14 protein-coding genes and 1 pseudogene are annotated in these 16,282 nt (G+C 70.7%); 6 read left to right on the top strand and 9 right to left on the bottom strand.

Going from position 1 to position 16,282, the window contains the following annotated elements:
- The first annotated feature begins 46 nt into the window (after positions 1-46).
- From ACQCO7_RS15145 to ACQCO7_RS15130, 4 genes and pseudogenes are all read left to right on the top strand, one after another.
- Positions 47-3,754 (top strand): ABC transporter ATP-binding protein, encoded by a 3,708-nt coding sequence (locus ACQCO7_RS15145; RefSeq protein ID WP_464072332.1) that lies wholly within the window; start codon positions 47-49, stop codon positions 3,752-3,754.
- 77 nt (positions 3,755-3,831) lie between these two features.
- Positions 3,832-4,263 carry a hypothetical protein gene (locus ACQCO7_RS15140; protein ID WP_464072331.1) on the top strand — a complete coding sequence of 144 codons (432 nt, stop codon included), beginning with the start codon at positions 3,832-3,834 and terminating at the stop codon, positions 4,261-4,263.
- A 233-nt stretch (positions 4,264-4,496) separates the two neighbouring features.
- Positions 4,497-4,643: pseudogene (locus ACQCO7_RS15135) on the top strand (helix-turn-helix domain-containing protein); the annotation flags it as partial.
- Between the two features lie 107 nt (positions 4,644-4,750).
- Complete coding sequence (locus ACQCO7_RS15130; RefSeq protein ID WP_464077444.1) at positions 4,751-4,987, top strand: hypothetical protein; 237 nt, start codon at positions 4,751-4,753, stop codon at positions 4,985-4,987.
- A 102-nt stretch (positions 4,988-5,089) separates the two neighbouring features.
- Here the strand turns inward: ACQCO7_RS15130 and ACQCO7_RS15125 are convergent, their stop codons facing one another.
- A complete protein-coding gene (locus tag ACQCO7_RS15125) occupies positions 5,090-5,512 on the bottom strand; it encodes a DNA-binding protein (RefSeq protein ID WP_464072330.1) in 423 nt (140 codons plus the stop codon).
- 115 nt (positions 5,513-5,627) lie between these two features.
- Between ACQCO7_RS15125 and ACQCO7_RS15120 the strand changes: the two genes are divergently transcribed.
- Complete coding sequence (locus ACQCO7_RS15120; RefSeq protein ID WP_464072329.1) at positions 5,628-6,836, top strand: HEAT repeat domain-containing protein; 1,209 nt, start codon at positions 5,628-5,630, stop codon at positions 6,834-6,836.
- A gap of 32 nt (positions 6,837-6,868) precedes the next feature.
- Here ACQCO7_RS15120 and ACQCO7_RS15115 read toward each other — a convergent pair whose 3' ends face one another.
- The 8 genes from ACQCO7_RS15115 to ACQCO7_RS15080 all read right to left on the bottom strand — a co-directional run bounded on the left by ACQCO7_RS15115 (position 6,869) and on the right by ACQCO7_RS15080 (position 15,123).
- Positions 6,869-7,681 carry a carbohydrate ABC transporter permease gene (locus ACQCO7_RS15115; RefSeq protein ID WP_464072328.1) on the bottom strand — a complete coding sequence of 271 codons (813 nt, stop codon included), beginning with the start codon at positions 7,679-7,681 and terminating at the stop codon, positions 6,869-6,871.
- A complete protein-coding gene (locus ACQCO7_RS15110) occupies positions 7,678-8,571 on the bottom strand; it encodes a carbohydrate ABC transporter permease (RefSeq protein ID WP_464072327.1) in 894 nt (297 codons plus the stop codon). Before ACQCO7_RS15110 ends, ACQCO7_RS15115 begins: the two co-directional genes overlap by 4 nt.
- A complete protein-coding gene (locus ACQCO7_RS15105; protein WP_464072326.1) occupies positions 8,546-9,847 on the bottom strand; it encodes an ABC transporter substrate-binding protein in 1,302 nt (433 codons plus the stop codon). Before ACQCO7_RS15105 ends, ACQCO7_RS15110 begins: the two co-directional genes overlap by 26 nt.
- Positions 9,848-9,931: 84 nt before the next feature.
- Positions 9,932-11,023, bottom strand: a complete 1,092-nt coding sequence (locus ACQCO7_RS15100; protein WP_464072325.1) for an LLM class flavin-dependent oxidoreductase — start codon at positions 11,021-11,023, stop codon at positions 9,932-9,934.
- 130 nt (positions 11,024-11,153) lie between these two features.
- Positions 11,154-11,231 carry a putative leader peptide gene (locus ACQCO7_RS15095; protein ID WP_368451344.1) on the bottom strand — a complete coding sequence of 26 codons (78 nt, stop codon included), beginning with the start codon at positions 11,229-11,231 and terminating at the stop codon, positions 11,154-11,156.
- Positions 11,232-11,331: 100 nt separating this feature from the next.
- Complete coding sequence (locus tag ACQCO7_RS15090) at positions 11,332-12,750, bottom strand: S28 family serine protease (protein ID WP_464072324.1); 1,419 nt, start codon at positions 12,748-12,750, stop codon at positions 11,332-11,334.
- Between the two features lie 159 nt (positions 12,751-12,909).
- The gene (locus tag ACQCO7_RS15085) at positions 12,910-13,911 is read right to left on the bottom strand and encodes a LacI family DNA-binding transcriptional regulator (protein WP_464072323.1); all 1,002 of its coding nucleotides are present in this window, start codon (positions 13,909-13,911) and stop codon (positions 12,910-12,912) included.
- A 303-nt stretch (positions 13,912-14,214) separates the two neighbouring features.
- Complete coding sequence (locus tag ACQCO7_RS15080) at positions 14,215-15,123, bottom strand: LysR family transcriptional regulator (RefSeq protein ID WP_464072322.1); 909 nt, start codon at positions 15,121-15,123, stop codon at positions 14,215-14,217.
- A gap of 90 nt (positions 15,124-15,213) precedes the next feature.
- Between ACQCO7_RS15080 and ACQCO7_RS15075 the strand changes: the two genes are divergently transcribed.
- On the top strand, positions 15,214-16,224 hold the full coding sequence (locus tag ACQCO7_RS15075) for an EamA family transporter (protein ID WP_464072321.1): 1,011 nt from the start codon (positions 15,214-15,216) through the stop codon (positions 16,222-16,224).
- Positions 16,225-16,282 lie beyond the last annotated feature (58 nt).

The raw sequence follows: 16,282 nt of genomic DNA, 5'->3' as shown, positions 1-16,282 counted from the left end.
GTTGGTGCCTTCCGGGTAAGCATCGTTTTCTGTGGAAGGGCACCGCGTGGCAGCGCAACGGGGATGGGCACGACGGCTGGCGGGGTACGCCTGGCGGTATCCGAAGGACACGGTCCTGGCCCTCGGCTCCTCCCTCGGAGGTATGGCGGTCATGGCCGTCGTACCCCTGATCACGAAGGTGATCATCGACGACGTCATCGGTGACCGCTCCCGCTCGATGGCCCCCTGGGCGGGCGCCCTCATCGGGGCAGCTCTCGTGGTGTACGTGATGACGTACATACGCAGGTACTACGGGGGCCGCCTCGCCCTCGACGTCCAGCACGACCTGCGTACCGAGATGTACGGGACGATCACCCGGCTGGACGGCCGCCGCCAGGACGAGCTGTCCACCGGGCAGGTCGTCGGCCGCGCCACCAGCGACCTCCAGCTCATCCAGGGCCTGCTCTTCATGCTGCCGATGACGATCGGCAACATCGCCCTGTTCGTGATCTCCCTCGCCGTCATGGCCTGGCTGTCGATCCCGCTCACCCTCGTAGCTCTCGCGGTGGGCCCCGCGCTGATCTGGATAGCCAACCTGAGCCGTCACCGGCTCCACCCGGCGACCTGGTACGCGCAGGCGCAGGCCGCCGCCGTCGCCGGAGTCGTCGACGGCGCCGTGAGCGGCGTACGCGTGGTGAAGGGGTTCGGGCAGGAGGACCAGGAGACCGGCAAGCTCCGCGAGGTCGGCCGCCGCCTGTTCGCCGGGCGGCTGCGCACGGTACGCCTCAACTCCCTCTACACGCCCGCCCTTCAGGCCGTCCCCGCGCTCGGCCAGGTCGCGATGCTGGCCCTCGGCGGCTGGCTCGCCGTACGCGGCAGCATCACCCTCGGCACGTTCGTCGCGTTCTCCACCTACCTCGCCCAACTCGTGGGCCCCGTCAGGATGCTGGCGATGGTCCTCACCGTCGGTCAGCAGGCCCGCGCGGGCACCGAACGCGTCCTCGAACTCATCGACACCGAGCCGACGATGCGCGAGGGCACCAAGCAACTGCCCGCCGACGCCCCGGCCACCGTCGAGTTCGACGACGTCTCCTTCGGCTACGACGACGACCGCCCCGTCCTGTCCGGCCTCAGCTTCGAGATCCAGCCCGGCGAAACCCTCGCCGTCGTCGGCGCCTCCGGCTCCGGGAAGTCCACCCTGTCGCTGCTGATGCCCCGGTTCTACGACGTCACCCACGGCGCCGTCCTGGTCGGCGGCCACGACGTCCGCGAGCTGACGTACGACTCCCTGCGTACCGCCATAGGACTAGTACCCGAGGACTCCTTCCTCTTCTCGGAGACCGTCCGCTACAACATCGCGTACGGCCGCCCCGACGCCACCGACGCCGAGATCGAGGCCGCCGCCCGCGCCGCCCAGGCCCACGGCTTCATCACCGGTCTCCCTCTCGGGTACGACACGAAGGTCGGCGAACACGGCCTCACCCTCTCCGGCGGCCAGCGCCAGCGCGTCGCCCTCGCCCGCGCCATCCTCACGGACCCCCGCCTCCTCATCCTCGACGACGCCACGTCGGCCGTGGACGCCCGCGTCGAGCACGAGATCCACGAGGCCCTCAAGACGGTCATGAGCGGCCGTACGACCCTCCTGATCGCGCACCGCCGCTCGACCCTCAACCTCGCCGACCGCATCGCCGTCCTGGACGCCGGACGCCTCGCCGACATCGGAACCCACGACGAGCTGGAACGCCGATCCCCGCTCTACCGGCGCCTGTTGACCGACCCCGACGGCCTCGGCGGCGTCAGCCCCGGCCACGCCCGGCCCGTCCAGCCCGCCGAGGACACGACCGTACGCGACGAGCTGGACGCCGAGTTCGACGCCGAACACGGCATCACCCCGAGGCTCTGGGCGGGGGAGCGCCCGGCCCGCGACACGGCCCTCTCCGGCACCCCCTCGACCCCCGAACTCCTCGCCCAGGTCGAGGCGTTGCCCCCGGCGACCGACACCCCCGGCATCGACGAGGCACGCGCGGTCACCCCCGAAGAGTCGTACGGGCTACGGCGGTTGCTGCGCGGATTCCGTACGCCGCTGCTGATCAGCCTCGGACTCGTCGCCGTCGACGCGGGCGTCGGCCTGCTGCTGCCCGTCCTCATCCGGCACGGCATCGACAGCGGCGTCACCGAAGCCGCCCTCGGCGCGGTGTGGGCGGCCTCGTTCCTCGCGCTCCTCGCCGTCCTCGTGCAGTGGGCCGCGCAGATCGGCGAGACCCGGATGACCGGCCGGACCGGTGAACGCGTCCTCTACACCCTGCGGCTGAAGATCTTCGCCCAGCTCCAGCGGCTCGGACTCGACTACTACGAACGGGAGTTGACCGGCCGGATCATGACCCGGATGACCACGGACGTCGACGCGCTGTCGACGTTCCTCCAGACCGGTCTGGTCACCGCGTTCGTCTCCGTCGTCACCTTCTTCGGGATCATGGTCGCCCTCGTCGTCATCGACGTACAGCTCGCGCTGGTCGTCTTCGCGACGATTCCCCCGCTGGTACTGGCGACGTACTACTTCAGGCGGGCGAGCGTGCGCGCCTACGAACTGGCCCGCGAGCGGATCTCCACCGTCAACGCCGACCTCCAGGAGGCCGTGGCCGGCCTGCGGATCGTCCAGGCATTCGGCCGCGAACGCGACGGCGGCGTACGGTTCGCGGCGGGCTCCACCGCCTACCGCGAGGCCCGGGTGCGCGGCCAGTGGCTCATCTCGGTCTACTTCCCGTTCGTGCAGCTCCTGTCGTCCGTCGCCGCCGCCGCCGTCCTGATCGCGGGCGCGGGCCGGGTGGAGGCGGCGACCCTGACGACCGGCGCGCTCGTCGCCTACCTGCTCTACATCGACCTGTTCTTCGCCCCCGTCCAGCAGCTCTCGCAGGTCTTCGACGGCTACCAGCAGGCGTCCGTATCGCTGGGCCGCATACAGGAGTTGCTCCAGGAACCCACGTCCACGAAGTCCGCCGACGAACCCCTCGACGTGCTCTCCCTGCGCGGCGACATCACCTTCGAGGACGTCCACTTCTCCTACACCGACGGCGAAGAGGCCCTGGGCGGCGTCTCGTTGACGATCCCCGCCGGACAGACCGTCGCGTTCGTCGGCGAGACCGGCGCCGGAAAGTCGACCCTGGTGAAGCTCGTCGCCCGGTTCTACGACCCCACCTCGGGGCGGGTCCTGGCCGACGGCACCGACCTGCGCGACCTCGACCTCACGTCGTACCGCCATCACCTCGGAGTAGTACCCCAGGAGGCTTACCTCTTCCAGGGGACGATCCGCGACGCCATCGCGTACGGCCGCCCCGACGCGACCGACGCCGAGGTCGAGGCGGCGGCGCGGGCCGTCGGCGCGCACGAGATGATCGCCACCCTGGAGAACGGCTACCTGCACGAGGTCGCCGAACGCGGACGCAACCTCTCCGCCGGACAACGGCAGTTGATCGCGCTGGCCCGAGCCGAACTCGTCGACCCGGACGTCCTGCTCCTCGACGAGGCGACGGCCGCCCTCGACCTGGCGACGGAAGCGCAGGTCAACCAGGCCACGCAGCGGCTCGCCGGGCGTCGTACCACCCTCGTCGTCGCCCACCGGCTGACGACCGCCGCGCGCGCCGACCGGGTCGTCGTCATGGCCGACGGCCGGGTCGCGGAGGACGGCACCCACGACGAACTGCTCGCGCGGGGCGGCCGGTACGCCCTGCTGTGGCGGACGTTCATCGGGGAGCCCGCGGACGCCGTGTCCTCGTGACGGTCGTGCAACCGTACGACACACGCCGTGCGTCCGTACAACAGTACGGATGCGGACTACGCGCGCGGGTGGGGGCCATGGGGAAACGCGGGACGGGGAAACGCGGGACGAGACGGCGGCTGGCGCTGGTGACGGCCGGACTGGCGGTGTCCGGGGTGCTCGCCCTGGCGACCCCGGCCGTCGCGGAGGCGGTGCCGTCGCCGTCCAACAGGGCGCCGGCTCCCATGAGTTGTGCCGGCCGCGCGGTCCGCACCTTCCCCTTCGCCACCGGCACGGTCGTCGTCTACAAGCGTCCCGGGTACGTCTGCGCCGTCACCCTCGCCAAGCGGCCCGGCGGGCGGCAGGACATCTCCGTCACCGTCCAGGCACGCGGCAACGCCCCCGTGAAGCGGGGCTGGTCCCATGCCCGGACCTCCCCGGCCGTCACGGTCCACGCGGGGCACCGGTGCGTGCGCGTGGAGGGCCGAGTGGGGCGCGGGGAGGTCAAGTCGGGGTGGATCCTGTGCTGACGGTTCTTTCCTGACGGCTCATGCCGGTGTGCGCATGACGTCCCCCTGGGGGAGTAGCCGGTTACCACGGACGTGGTAGCTCTGCGGTAGGGGCCGAGCGCCGGGACTGGCCGGATGGACCCCAGTCGAGCGCGATCGAAAGACGACCGGTGCGGCGTCCCGGCCGGAACCCGGACCCCTGCGCGGGGGTGTACTACAGAGTCGATGGTTTCCTGACGCGTGCGGGGTGAGGCATGTCGCGCTGGCAGGAACTGCCGGACTCACTGGACCAGAGGGTCCGGCAACTCGCCGTGCAGCTAAGGAGGTTGAAGGACCGCTCCGGGCTGAGCCCGGCCTCGCTCGCCGCCAAGACCGGGCACAGCCGCTCGTCGTGGGAGCGCTACCTCAACGGCAAGGCGCTCCCGCCCCGGCGGGCGGTGGAGGAACTCGCGCGGGTCGCAGCACCGGACGCGCACCGGGCGAGCGTCGAGACGCGGTACAGCGCGGTGTGCGGGGGGCCGCTTGGGGGCGGATCTGGCACGCGCGGGTCGGGGACACGGTGGAGATCTCGGCGCTGGGGGCGCGGGCGCCGCGGGCCGTCGTCAGGAACGTTGCTGACACCGCTGTCCACCGGTTCATCGCGATGATCGGCGAGCCGGACCGGGCGGGGTTGCGGGTGTGCTTCGTGCCGGGGGCGGCGGGGGCGGGGACAGGGGCGGGCGGCCGGGAGTGCTTCGGGGCGTGATGGCAACGGTGTGAGGGGTACGACCTGAGGCGTACGGCGTGAGGGGGTACTTGAGGGGTACGGCGTGAGGGGGGACGGGCGGCAACCGCGCTCCCCACCCGCCTACTCCGCATCCCCCTCCACTCGGCTCGCCAACCGCTCATGCCGCTGCCGGGCCGCCTGCGGAGTCCCCAGTCCCAGCCCGAACGCGATCTCCTGCCACGTCATCTCCCGCCCCCGCGCCATCTCCAGCAACCCGAACTCCAGCTCGTCCAACTCGGCCCGCACCAAAGGCAGCAGCGTCAGCGCGGCCGTGATGTCGGCCCGGTCGATGTCCTGTTCGCCCTCCTCTTTCAGCGCCGCCCCGCTGAGCAGGAACGACACCAGCCGTACCGCCTCGTGCGGCGCGAGGATCGCCGGGTTGGTCTGCCGCGCGCGCTGGGCGTCCGTGGCCGCGTGCCGCTCGGCTATGCGGAAGAGGGAGGGATAGACGCGCTGGGCGCGGGCCTGTTCGGGGTCGGGAGCGCTGAAGAGATCCGAAGTCATGCCCCCAGCATGAGAGTTGAACGAAGAAGCGTCAACGCACTATGTTGAACGAGTTGTTGTCATGTGGGCGTGCGCAATGATGACGATCACCAGCCACTGACCGGGGGAGCAGTACATGGACGTCATCGCCCAACTCGCGGACGAGACACGGCAGAAGGAGACAAGGGACACCCTCGTCGCGATGGGCTCGGTAGTCGTGGGCCCGCTGCTGAAGGCCCTGTTGGACGAGAAGTCGCCCCGGAGCCTGATCGCCCGGATCGAGGACGTCCTGGTCGACGGCTTCGGGGAGACGGCGTACGACGAGGTCGCCGAGACCCTGGCCGCCGCCCTGGACGAGGAGCAACGGCGGCGCGCGAGCGTGGTGTTGAGCCGGTTCGGGACACTGGACCGCTACGTCGTCTCGCTCACCCACCCCTCCGCGAACGTCCGCGAGTCCGCCGCGATCGGCATCCAGAAGGTCTGCTCGGTCGCGTACGGCCGCAAGCGCGACCCCGCGATCGACATCGGCCCGGTGATCGACGCGCTGATCCCCCTCATGGCCGACCCGGACGGCGAGGTCGCCTGGCGGGCGGCGGTCGTCCTGTCGATGCTGGGCCCCGAGGTCCTGGCACCGCTGCGTCACGTACGGCGTTACGGGCCGGGCGAGTTGAGGGCGGACGCACTGTCGGTGCTCGCGACGGTCGGCGGCGAGGAGGCACTGTCGGACCGCGACCGCGCGGCCGTCGAACGCCTCGTCCGCGTCAAACTCCCGGACGACCGCCCGAAGCCCCTCGATGTCTGCTTCAACGCCTGGATGGCCGTCCCCGGCGGCGACCGCGACGGCATCGCCGAGACACTGGGCCTGTGGAACGGCCGCCCGGCGACCTTCGAACTGGGCCACCACGTCGTCTCGCACGACAGCCACGACGTAGCCGAGTACGGCAGGGTGTACGTCACTCCGGAGGTGGACGGGTGGACCCTGGTCCTCGGCCCCTGGGGCAACCCCGGCGACCCCGAGCGCGCCGCCGAAGTCCAGCGCCTCGTCGAGGAGTTGAGCGCCCGCTACGGCCGCGCCGAGGCGCACTACGAGAGCGACGAGGGCGGCCCCTCGGGCTGGCTGGCCGCCGCCGACGGGAAGGTCGTACGACGCTGTCTCCCCTCCTGGGAGGACGACGATGACGACCCCGACGACTGGCAGGACCCCTCGGTCACGCTCGACCCGGAGTGGGGCGTGAGCCCCCTCGACCTGGACGCCGACACCCCGGTACGCGGTGAGGGCATGGTCGCCCTCACCCCGCACGCCCGCCACAACGACCCGCCGAGGACAGGGGCTTACGGCATCTGAAGGACGCCGACCGAAAACTCGGCCCACGAGCCTCAGCCGCGTACCGCTCCCGCCGTCAGCCCCGACACGAAGTGCCTCTGCAACAGCACGTACACGACCACCACCGGCACCGAAGCGATCACAACTCCCGCGAACAGCAAGGGGTATTGCGTGAGGAACTCGCCCTGGAAGTCCAACAGGGCGAGTGGCAAAGTCCGTTGCTCGTGGGAGCGGATGAACAGCAGGGGATACAGCAGGTCGTTCCAGTCCATCACGAACAGGAAGATCCCGGTCGTCGCGAGCGCGGGCCGGGTCAGGGGCAGCGCGATGGACACGAACGACCGCAGCGGCCCGGCCCCGTCCAACTCGGCGGCCTCGTACAGCTCTTCGGGGATCGTGCGCAGGAACCCGCCGAGGATGAACACGGCCGTCGGCAGCGTCATCGTCGTGTCCACGAGGATCAGCCCGAGCAGGCTGTCGGTGAGCCCGAGCCGGTCGAACAGCACGTACTGCGGGACGATCGCCGCCTGCGCGGGCACGGCGAGCCCCGCCACGAGGACACCGAACACGATCCACCCGACCCGCCCCGGGATCCGCGCGCAGAAGAACGCGGCGAGGCTCGCGACGGCCAGCGTCAGCGTCACCGCGCCCGCCGTCACGATCACGCTGTTGCCGAACGCGGCCCCGAGCCCGCCCTCGTCGACCGCGCGCCGGTAGTTGTCCAGCGTCGGCGAAGACGGCGGAGTGAGCGGCGAGTCGAAGAGCTGCGGCAGCGTCTTGAACGTGCCGAACACCACGACCAGCAAAGGGAGTACGACGGTCGCCGCGCCCAGCGTCAGGACCAGGGGTCGCAGGGTCTTCGTCATCGCGTCGCCCTCCGGATCGCCCGCCGCTGGACCCAGGTGAGCAGCGCGATGAGCGCCATGAACAACAGGGACTGGGCGGCGGCGTAGCCGAACTGGTTGTTGGAGAAGGTGGTGTAGACCCGCGTCGAGAGCAAGTCCAGTGCCGGGCCAGGGGGGTTGCCGCCGAGCCCGAGGACCAGGTCGAACGCCTTGAAGGACTGCACGGTCGTGTAGGCGACGACGATCCCGGTCGCCGGAGCCACCAACGGCCAGGTGACGTACCGGAATCGCGCCCACCGCCCGGCGCCGTCCAGCTCGGCCGCCTCGTACAACTCCCGTGGGATCGCCTGGAGTCCGGCGATGAACACAACCATCATCTGGCCCGCGTGGAACCACACCTGCGTGAGCGCCAGCCAGTACACGGCTGTGTCCGGGTTGCCGAGGTACACCGCCTGGAGACTCCCCAACCCCACAGCACGCAGGCCCGAGTTGAGCAGCCCGCCGTCCGGGTCGTACACGAACCGCCACACGAAGGCGACGGCCACCGAGGACAGGACCGTCGGCAGGAAGAACAGCGCGCGCAGGAACGTGGAGGCGCGGGTCGTGCGGACCAGGTAGAGAGCGAGGAGCAGCGCCAGCGCCGTCTGGGCGAGGACGACCACCACCATCAGCTTGAGGTTGTTCTCGGCCGCGTTCCTGAACACGTCGTCGCCGGTGGCGAGTTGACGGAAGTTGTCCAGCCCGACGCTGTGGTAGGCGGCGCTGTAGCCGTCCCAGTCCGTCAGCGCGTACTGCACCGCCTGCACGGTCGGGTACGCGAAGAAGAACAGGTAGAGCGCCAGCGCGGGCACCGGGAACAGCCACAGGGCCCGCGCCGTACGGCGGTTACGCGCGCTTCTGGTCGATGACACGCTGGGCCTCCTCGGCCGCCTGCGCCGGCTTCTTGCCCCCGACGACCGCCACGGCCGCGTTCTCCACCGCCGAGCGGATGTCGAGGTCCAGGAACTGGAAGCGCGGCGCGAGCAGCGTCTTATGGGTCAGCCAGGGCGACACCGCCTTCAGGTCGGCGTTGGTGTACGCGACGTCCTTCACGGTGACGTGCTGCCCCGTGCCGTTCGCGTAGACGGCCGCGTTCACCGGGTCGCTGAGGAATTCCAGGAACGCGTACGCCGCCGGCTGCACCTTCGACGCGCTGTTCACGCCGAGGACGAACGTCGCGTTGAACACGCCCTCGTACTTGGCCTGCCCGGCCGTCGTCGTGATCGGCGCGACCAGGTCGAACGGGAACTTCGCCCCCAGCGCCCGCACTCCGGCCATCTGGAAGGAACCCGTCGCGAGCAACCCGGCCTTCCCCGAGGCGAACAGCTGCGTCACCGCGTCGGTCGTCGAACCGGTCGCGCGCGCCTGGAAGTACGGCGTCAACTGGGCGTACTGCTCAAGGGTCTTGAGGAACCAGTCGTCGGTCACCTTGTACACGCCCGACGTGATCTTCGTGAACATGTCGTCGCTCGGCGCGTTGTTCATGACCATCGTGTTGAGCAACTGCCCCGCGTTCGCGGTGTCCCCGCCCGGCCAGGCGATCGGCGTGTACCCCTTCGCCTTGAGATCGTCGAGGAGCTGGAGGAATCCGGTCCAGTCCTTCGGCGCGCTCGTGTGCCCCGCCTTGTCGAGCGCGTCGGTGTTGGCGAGCGGCATGTTGAACACCAACTGGTAGGGCAGCCCGTACTGTTGGCCCGCCTGCGCGCCCGGCGTGATCAGGCTCGCCTGGTACTTGCCGACCACGTCCGTGCCGGTCAGCGGCGCGTACACGCCCGCCTTCACGATCTGCTGGAACTGCGCGCCCCGGAACGCGGTGAACAGGTCGCCCGTCTTCGAGCCCTGGATGCGGCGCAGCGCGGTCGACTGGTAGTCGGCGGACGGGGAGATGTCCTGCTCGACGTTCGCGTCCGGGTACTTCTTCACGAACGCCTTCACCAGCTCGGCTATCACCGCCTTGTCCTCGGCCCGCCAGTGCGCGAAGGACACGGTCCCCTTCACCGCGCCCGAAGTGGCCAGAGCGGACGGGGAGTCGCTGCTCGCCGAGGAGGTGCCGCCACCGCCGGGACCGGCGCAGGCGGCGAGGCCGAGGCCCAGACCGGAGGCGGCGAAGAGGCGGAGGGCGGCTCGTCTGTCGAGCGTGGAGGACATGGCGCGGATCTCTCTTCTGGCGAAGTCGGCGGAGTCGGCGAAGCAGATGAAGTGGGTGAAGCCGGTGAATCCGGTGAAGTCGGGTCAGACGGCGGCGAGTTGGCGGGCCAGCAGCGGCCGGACGCACTCGCCGAAGCGGATCGCCTCCTCCAGATGCGGCTGCCCGGAGAGGATGAAGTGCTCGATGCCGAGCGCGGCGAACTCCTCGATGCGCTCGGCGACCTGCTCGTGGCTGCCGACCAGCGCGGTGCCCGCGCCGGGCCGGACCAGCCCGAACCCGGCCCAGAGGTTGGGGTGGATCTCCAGCCGGTCCGTACGGCCCCCGGACAGCGCGGCCATCGCCCGCTGACCTGCCGACTCCGAGGTCCTGAACCGTTCGTGCGCGGCCTTGACGGCGGCCGGGTCGAGGCTGTCGAGGATCCGGTCGGCCTCCGCCCACGCCTCGGCGGCGGTGTCCCGGCTGATCACGTGCAGCCGGATGCCGTACGACAGCTCACGCCCCTCGGCCTCGGCCAACTCCCGTACCCGGCCGATCTTCTGGGCGACGGCGGCCGGGGGCTCACCCCACGTCAGGTATGTGTCCGCGTACTTGGCGGCCACCGGCAGCGCCGCCTGCGACGAGCCGCCGAAGAACACCGGGGGCAGCTCGGCCGGAGGCTTGCGCAGCCGTCCGCCCGCGACCCGGTAATGGGCGCCCTCGTGGTCGTACGACTCGCCCGACCACGCGGTCCGCAGCAGGTCCAGGAACTCCGCCGTACGGCCGTAGCGCTCGTCGTGGGAGAGGAAGTCGCCGTACGCGCGCTGCTCGTCGGCGTCGGAGCCGGTCACCACGTTGAGCAACAGGCGCCCGCCGGACAGGCGTTGGTAGGTCGCCGTCATCTGCGCGGCGAGCGGCGGCGCGATCACGCCCGGGCGGAACGCGACCAGGAACTTCAGCCGGGTGGTCTGCGGGAGCAGCGCGGCCGTGGTGAGCCAGGAGTCCTCGCAGTCGCTGCCCGTCGGGGTCAGCACGGCCTCGAAACCGGCCGACTCGGCGGCACGGGCCACCTGCGCGAGGTAGTCCAGGGTCGGTGGACGGGTGGTCGTCCGGGACTGGAGCGAGTCACGCGCGGTCACGCCGACCACGTCACGGTCGTCGCCCGTGGTGGGCAGGAACCAGTGCAGGCGCACGGTCATGGGGACTCCAGGAGGAGGGTGGTCACCAAGGAGGATGCAACGTTGAATCAACGCTCGGCGAACATGACGCGGAAGCGTACGAAGCGAAAGAAGGAGATGAAAAGAAGAACGCCGAACGCGGCGTGCGGGGTCAGCTACACAGCGCGGTGGCGACCCTGAGCAGGTCGACGTGTGCGCGCTTCACAAGCTCGACACCGGTGGATTCCATGGGCCGGGACTATACACACCACCGGTGAAAGAAACGACGGCCGCCCGGAATGTGGTCCGGCCGGCCGTCGGGGTGGCTCTCAGGTACTACCCGGGTACAACTACGGACGCAGGGCCGGCTCCCTCTCGACGTCCCGCACGTCCAGCTTCGCGTCGAACCTCGCCAGCGGCTTCGCGGCCTCCACGGCGGAGGCGGAGACGCCCGCCCACTCCAGGATGCGCGAGGTGGCGAACGCCTTCTCGTCGGGGACGAGCCCCGCGACGTTCGCCCCGTGGTTCAGCCCCGGCGCGGTCAGCACGTACGAGTCCTTCGCGCCCTTGCCGACCCGGAACCGCTCCGCGCCCCAGGGGTCGTTCTGCCCGTACACGAAGAGCATCTGGCGGGCGTTGTGCCGCACCCAGTTGTCGACGTCGGCCATCGCGTACCGGTCGAAGTGCGGGATGCGGACGCTGCCCGGCACGAAGTTCGACGGCGGCTGGTACCCGTACCGGACGTACTTCCGCTCGATGTGCGGGAAGTGGATGGTCGGCGCGCCGAGCTGCGAGGCCGCCTGGAAGTAGTACGGGGTGTACGGGGTGAGGCCCTGGTCCGTGTAGAAGGAGAACCCGGAGATCGCGTCGACCGAGTTCCAGATCTCGTCGTCCGTCGCGTTCTTCGCGTCCGCCGGGATCGTGTCGCAGTCACCGAGCAGGCTGTACTGCCAGAAACCCCAGACGTAGTCGAGGACGACCGCCTCGTACGCCTTGTCGAGGCTGCCGACCGTACCGAAGGTGTACCCGTTGTCGGCCGCGTACGCCGCGTACCGCTTCTCCAGCGGCTCCCGGCGCACCAGCGCCTCGCGCTGCACCCCGTTGAGGCGGTCGCGGCACTCCTTGGTGCCGACCGTCGCGAAGAACCGGTCGTACGCCGAATCCTCGTCGTTCACCACGTCGTTGGGCGCCACGTACGCGACGACGCCGTCCATGTCACGCGGGTAGAAACGCTCGTAGTACGTGGCGGTCATCCCGCCCTTCGAACCGCCCGTCGACAGCCACTTCTTGGAGTAGATCGGCTTCAACGCCTCGAAGATACGGTGCTGGTCGCTGGCGGCCTGCCAGATGGTCAGCTTGGACCAGTCGGCCGGCTCGGCGGGCCGCGACGGCGTGAAGTACCGGTATTCCATGGAGACTTGGTTGCCGTCCACGATCTGCGTGGGCTCGCGGCGGCCCGGCGTCGTGGAGACGCTGTAACCGCCTGTGTAGAAGACGGTCGGCCGGTTCACGTCCTTGTGCAGCACCGTGATGCGCTGCTCGAACGTTCCGGCGGCAGGGCGGCGGTGGTCGACCGGCTGCGTGTAGTTCAGCACGAAGAAGCGGTAACCGGGGTACGGCTTCTCCTGCACCAGGCTCATGCCGGGTATCGCCAGCAGCTGGTCTTCTATGTCGGTGGCCTCCGGTTCGGCGGCGGTCGCCGCCGTCGCCGTACCCAGCGTGCTGATGAGCACCATGAGCGCGAGCAGCCATCTGAGCGCCTTGCGCATGCGCGTGCACCCTCCCTGCATACCTGTGGAGTTGATGTGTGCGCCGGAAGCTATCGGAGCAACGGCCTCGGCGCCAGAGCGCATAGAGCGCACAGCCACCTGAACTCACAGGAGAAACAGGAGAGATGACCTGCCTACGGCCGCTGACCGCGCCCCTCTTCACCCGCTCTCCCGTACCACCAGCCGATGCCCCGCGACCAGCACCGGCGCCCGGTCCGCCCCCTCGATCCCCGTCAGCAACGACCGCACCGCCAGCCGCGCCAGCCCCGGCTTGTCCGGGGCGACGGTGGTCAGCGGGGGAGCGGTGTACCGGGCCGCCTCGATGTCGTCGAAACCGATTACCGCCAGTTGCCCGGGAACCCGCACCCCTGCTTCCCGCGCCGCGTGCAACGCCCCCTCGGCGAGCGCGTCCGCGAAACAGAAGACAGCGTCCGGGAGCCGGGACAGCCCGAGCAGAGTGCGCAGCGCGTCGGCCCCCGACGCCCGGTCGTACGCGGGGACGGGCGGCGCGAGCGCCTCGTCGTACGGCACGTCGAACGCGCGCAGCGCCTCCAGATACCCCTTCAGCCGGGTCGTCGAGGTCGCCGCGTGCGGCACGGTCTGCCGCCCGATCACGGCGATCCGGCGTCGCCCGCGCGCCAGCAACCGGCCCGTCGCCTCCCGCGCAGCCGCCGTGTTGTCGATGGTGACGTGCGGATGCGGCAGGTCGTGCAACCGCTCGCCCAGCAGGACAAGAGGTCTGCTGCGTACGGCGGTTGAGGCCGCCGCGTCGTCCAGCGCGAGCGGGCTCAGGATGACACCGTCCACCATCGGATCGGTCCGGCCGAGGGCGATCTCCAACTCCGCCCCGGGGGCACCGCCGGTCGCCTCGACGAGGAGCGTGCAGCCGTGCGCCGCCGCCTCCCGCAGGACGTGCCCGGCGAGTTCGGCGAAGTACGGCATGGACAGATCGGGCACCGCCAGCAGGAGCACCCCGCTGCGGCCGGTGCGCAGCCGCCGCGCGGCGGTGTTCGGCCGGTACCCCAACTCCTCGACAGCGAGGGCGACTTTGACCCGCGTCGCCTCCGAGAAACGACCCGTGCCCCGGACCACGTTCGACACGGTCCGCATCGACACCCCGGCCCGCTCGGCCACCTCCCTGAGCCCGATCCCCGCGCGCATCGGCCCACCCTACGGCCTGGAATCACCCGAACCGCCGCGCTGTCACGAGGAGTTCACGCCAGGAGGGGCCGCCATCGGCGCTCTGGAGGGGGGCGCGCCGATGACGGCACGCTGCCGGCCGCGGTACGGCGGAGAGGGTGGGTCGGCGATCACGGCCAGCCGCGAGGGCCGACACCGCACCGTGGTGACTCGTCCGGCAGTCTGGGGTTCGACGTACCCGGGGTACGAACGGTTCCCGGCGGGGACGGTGCACCCCGGACCCCCTGCTCACGTACCCCGTACCCCCCGTACCGCCGGGGTACCTCACCTGGCCGTCACCCTCGGCCAGTGCTCCCGCAGCGTCCGCACCGTCTCCGCGATCGCCGGACGCCGGGCCGCCCCCGTCCGCCACAAGGCGTACAACCTGCGTACGGGTACCGGCTCCAGCGGCACCTCCACCACCCCCGGCGGCAGCGGCCCGCGACCCAGGCGCGGGATCAGCGCCACCCCCAGCCCCGCCGCGACCAGCGCCACCAGCGTCGGGTTCTCGTCGGCCTGATGGACCACGTCGGGCTCGTGCCCCGCCGAGCGCAGGGTGCGCAGGAGCCAGTCGTGGCAGACCCGCCCCGGCGGCTGGCAGATCCACCGCTCACCCCCCAGCTCCTCGCGCGTGACCGCCGTACGACCCGCGAACGGGTGGCTCTCAGGTACGAGGAGATCGCACAGGTCGTCCCCGATGTGCGCCTGCTCGAGTCCCGCCGGGGCGGGCAGCGGGGCGATGTCCCAGTCGTGCGCGACGACGAGGTCGACCGCGCCCTTGGCCGCCAGGTCCACCGACAGGTGCGGGTCGACCTCGGTCAGCCGGGCGTCGAGCGCGGGGTGCCGGCGGGCCAGGTCCGCGAGGACGGCCGGCAACAGCCCCCGCGCCGCCGAGGCGAACGCCGCGATCGTCAGCCGCCCGGCGGGCAGCCCCCGGCGCTCTTCGAGGCCCGTCTCCGCGCGCTCGACGATCGCCAGCAACTCCTGTGCGGTCTCCGCGAGTTGCCATGCCTCGTCGGTCAACCGCACGCCCCTGCCCTCGCGTTCGAGCAGGACCGTCCTCGTCTCCCGCTCCAGCTTGGCGATCTGCTGCGACACCGCCGACGAGGTGTACCCGAGCGCGGCAGCGGCGGCGCCGACCGTGCCGTGGACGGAGACCGCGTGCAGGGCGCGCAGGCGCTGGAGGTCGAGCATGCCGGGCTCCCCAAAGGTAAGCGTTGCTTCATCCTGTCGTGCAGTAATCATCGCTGGTGCTACATGGTCTGTACAGTCGATCCTCGACGCATGCGACCAGCACATCTCCTCCTCGCCGTCCTCGTCGCCGCGATCTGGGGCGTCAACTTCACCGTCATAGAAATCGGCCTCGACCACTTTCCGCCGCTGCTCTTCTCCGCCCTGCGCTTCCTGGTGGCCGCGCTGCCCGCCGTGTTCTTCGTGGGGCGGCCGAAGGTCGCGTGGAAGTGGATCGTCGGCGTGGGGCTCTCGCTCGGCGTCGCGAAGTTCGGGTTCGTCTTCGTCGGGATGGACGCGGGGATGCCGGCCGGGCTCTCCTCGCTCGTCCTCCAGATCCAGGCCGTGTTCACCGCGCTGATCGCGTTCGCGGTGCTGGGCGAACGGCTCACGCGCGTACGGGTGTTGGGGATGGGCGTCGCCTTCGCGGGGATCGGGGTCGCCGCCGTCGACGAGGGAACCGCCGGGCCGCTGGGGGCGTTCGCGCTCGTCGTCGCCGGTGCCGCCTGCTGGGGCGTCTCCAACGTCCTGACCCGCAAGGCCGCGCCGCCCGACGCCCTCAACTTCATGGTGTGGGTGAGCACGGTCCCCGTACTGCCGCTGCTCGCCCTGTCGTTGCTCACCGAAGGCCCGCGCCGCGACCTCGACGCCCTGCGCTCCCTCGACCTCGCCGGCGCCGGCACGGTCCTCTTCGTCGCCTGGATCTCCACCGTCCTCGGCTTCGGCGCCTGGGGCTGGCTCCTGCGCCGCCACCCCGCCTCCACGGTCGCCCCCTTCTCCCTCCTCGTCCCCGTCTTCGGCATGTCCTCCGCGGCCCTGTTCCTCGGCGAACCGGTGAGCCCACTGCGCTGGTGCGCGGCGGTACTGCTGGTGGGCGGGGTGGCGCTGACGTCGCTGGTGCCGGGGAAGAAGGTTGTGGAAGCGGTTGCACAAACGCCGGAAGCGGACCCGGGCGCGCGAGTTGTGCAACCGGTTACGCAAACGCCGGGGACGACTTCGCGGACGCCGGTTGTGGAAGCGGTTGCACAACCGACGGAGCCGGCCCAGCGGTCATCCGTTGTGTAAACGGTTGCTGAAACGTCCGGACCGTACGGCCCCGGCCCCACCACCAACCTGACGAACC

The organism is Streptomyces saintjeani, assembly GCF_055409605.1.
The sequence above is the reverse complement of the archived record's forward strand: the minus strand, read 5'-3'. Positions and strand labels throughout refer to the sequence as shown.

Excerpts from the sequence above, each read along its gene's own strand:
- ACQCO7_RS15115 (WP_464072328.1), bottom strand. The coding sequence starts at position 7,681 with ATGACGAAGACCCTGCGACCCCTGGTCCTGACGCTGGGCGCGGCGACC.
- ACQCO7_RS15140 (WP_464072331.1), top strand. The coding sequence starts at position 3,832 with ATGGGGAAACGCGGGACGGGGAAACGCGGGACGAGACGGCGGCTGGCG.
- ACQCO7_RS15105 (WP_464072326.1), bottom strand. The coding sequence starts at position 9,847 with ATGTCCTCCACGCTCGACAGACGAGCCGCCCTCCGCCTCTTCGCCGCC.
- ACQCO7_RS15120 (WP_464072329.1), top strand. The coding sequence starts at position 5,628 with ATGGACGTCATCGCCCAACTCGCGGACGAGACACGGCAGAAGGAGACA.
- ACQCO7_RS15095 (WP_368451344.1), bottom strand. The coding sequence starts at position 11,231 with ATGGAATCCACCGGTGTCGAGCTTGTGAAGCGCGCACACGTCGACCTG.
- ACQCO7_RS15100 (WP_464072325.1), bottom strand. The coding sequence starts at position 11,023 with ATGACCGTGCGCCTGCACTGGTTCCTGCCCACCACGGGCGACGACCGT.
- ACQCO7_RS15085 (WP_464072323.1), bottom strand. The coding sequence starts at position 13,911 with ATGCGCGCGGGGATCGGGCTCAGGGAGGTGGCCGAGCGGGCCGGGGTG.
- ACQCO7_RS15075 (WP_464072321.1), top strand. The coding sequence starts at position 15,214 with ATGCGACCAGCACATCTCCTCCTCGCCGTCCTCGTCGCCGCGATCTGG.
- ACQCO7_RS15125 (WP_464072330.1), bottom strand. The coding sequence starts at position 5,512 with ATGACTTCGGATCTCTTCAGCGCTCCCGACCCCGAACAGGCCCGCGCC.
- ACQCO7_RS15080 (WP_464072322.1), bottom strand. The coding sequence starts at position 15,123 with ATGCTCGACCTCCAGCGCCTGCGCGCCCTGCACGCGGTCTCCGTCCAC.
- ACQCO7_RS15090 (WP_464072324.1), bottom strand. The coding sequence starts at position 12,750 with ATGCGCAAGGCGCTCAGATGGCTGCTCGCGCTCATGGTGCTCATCAGC.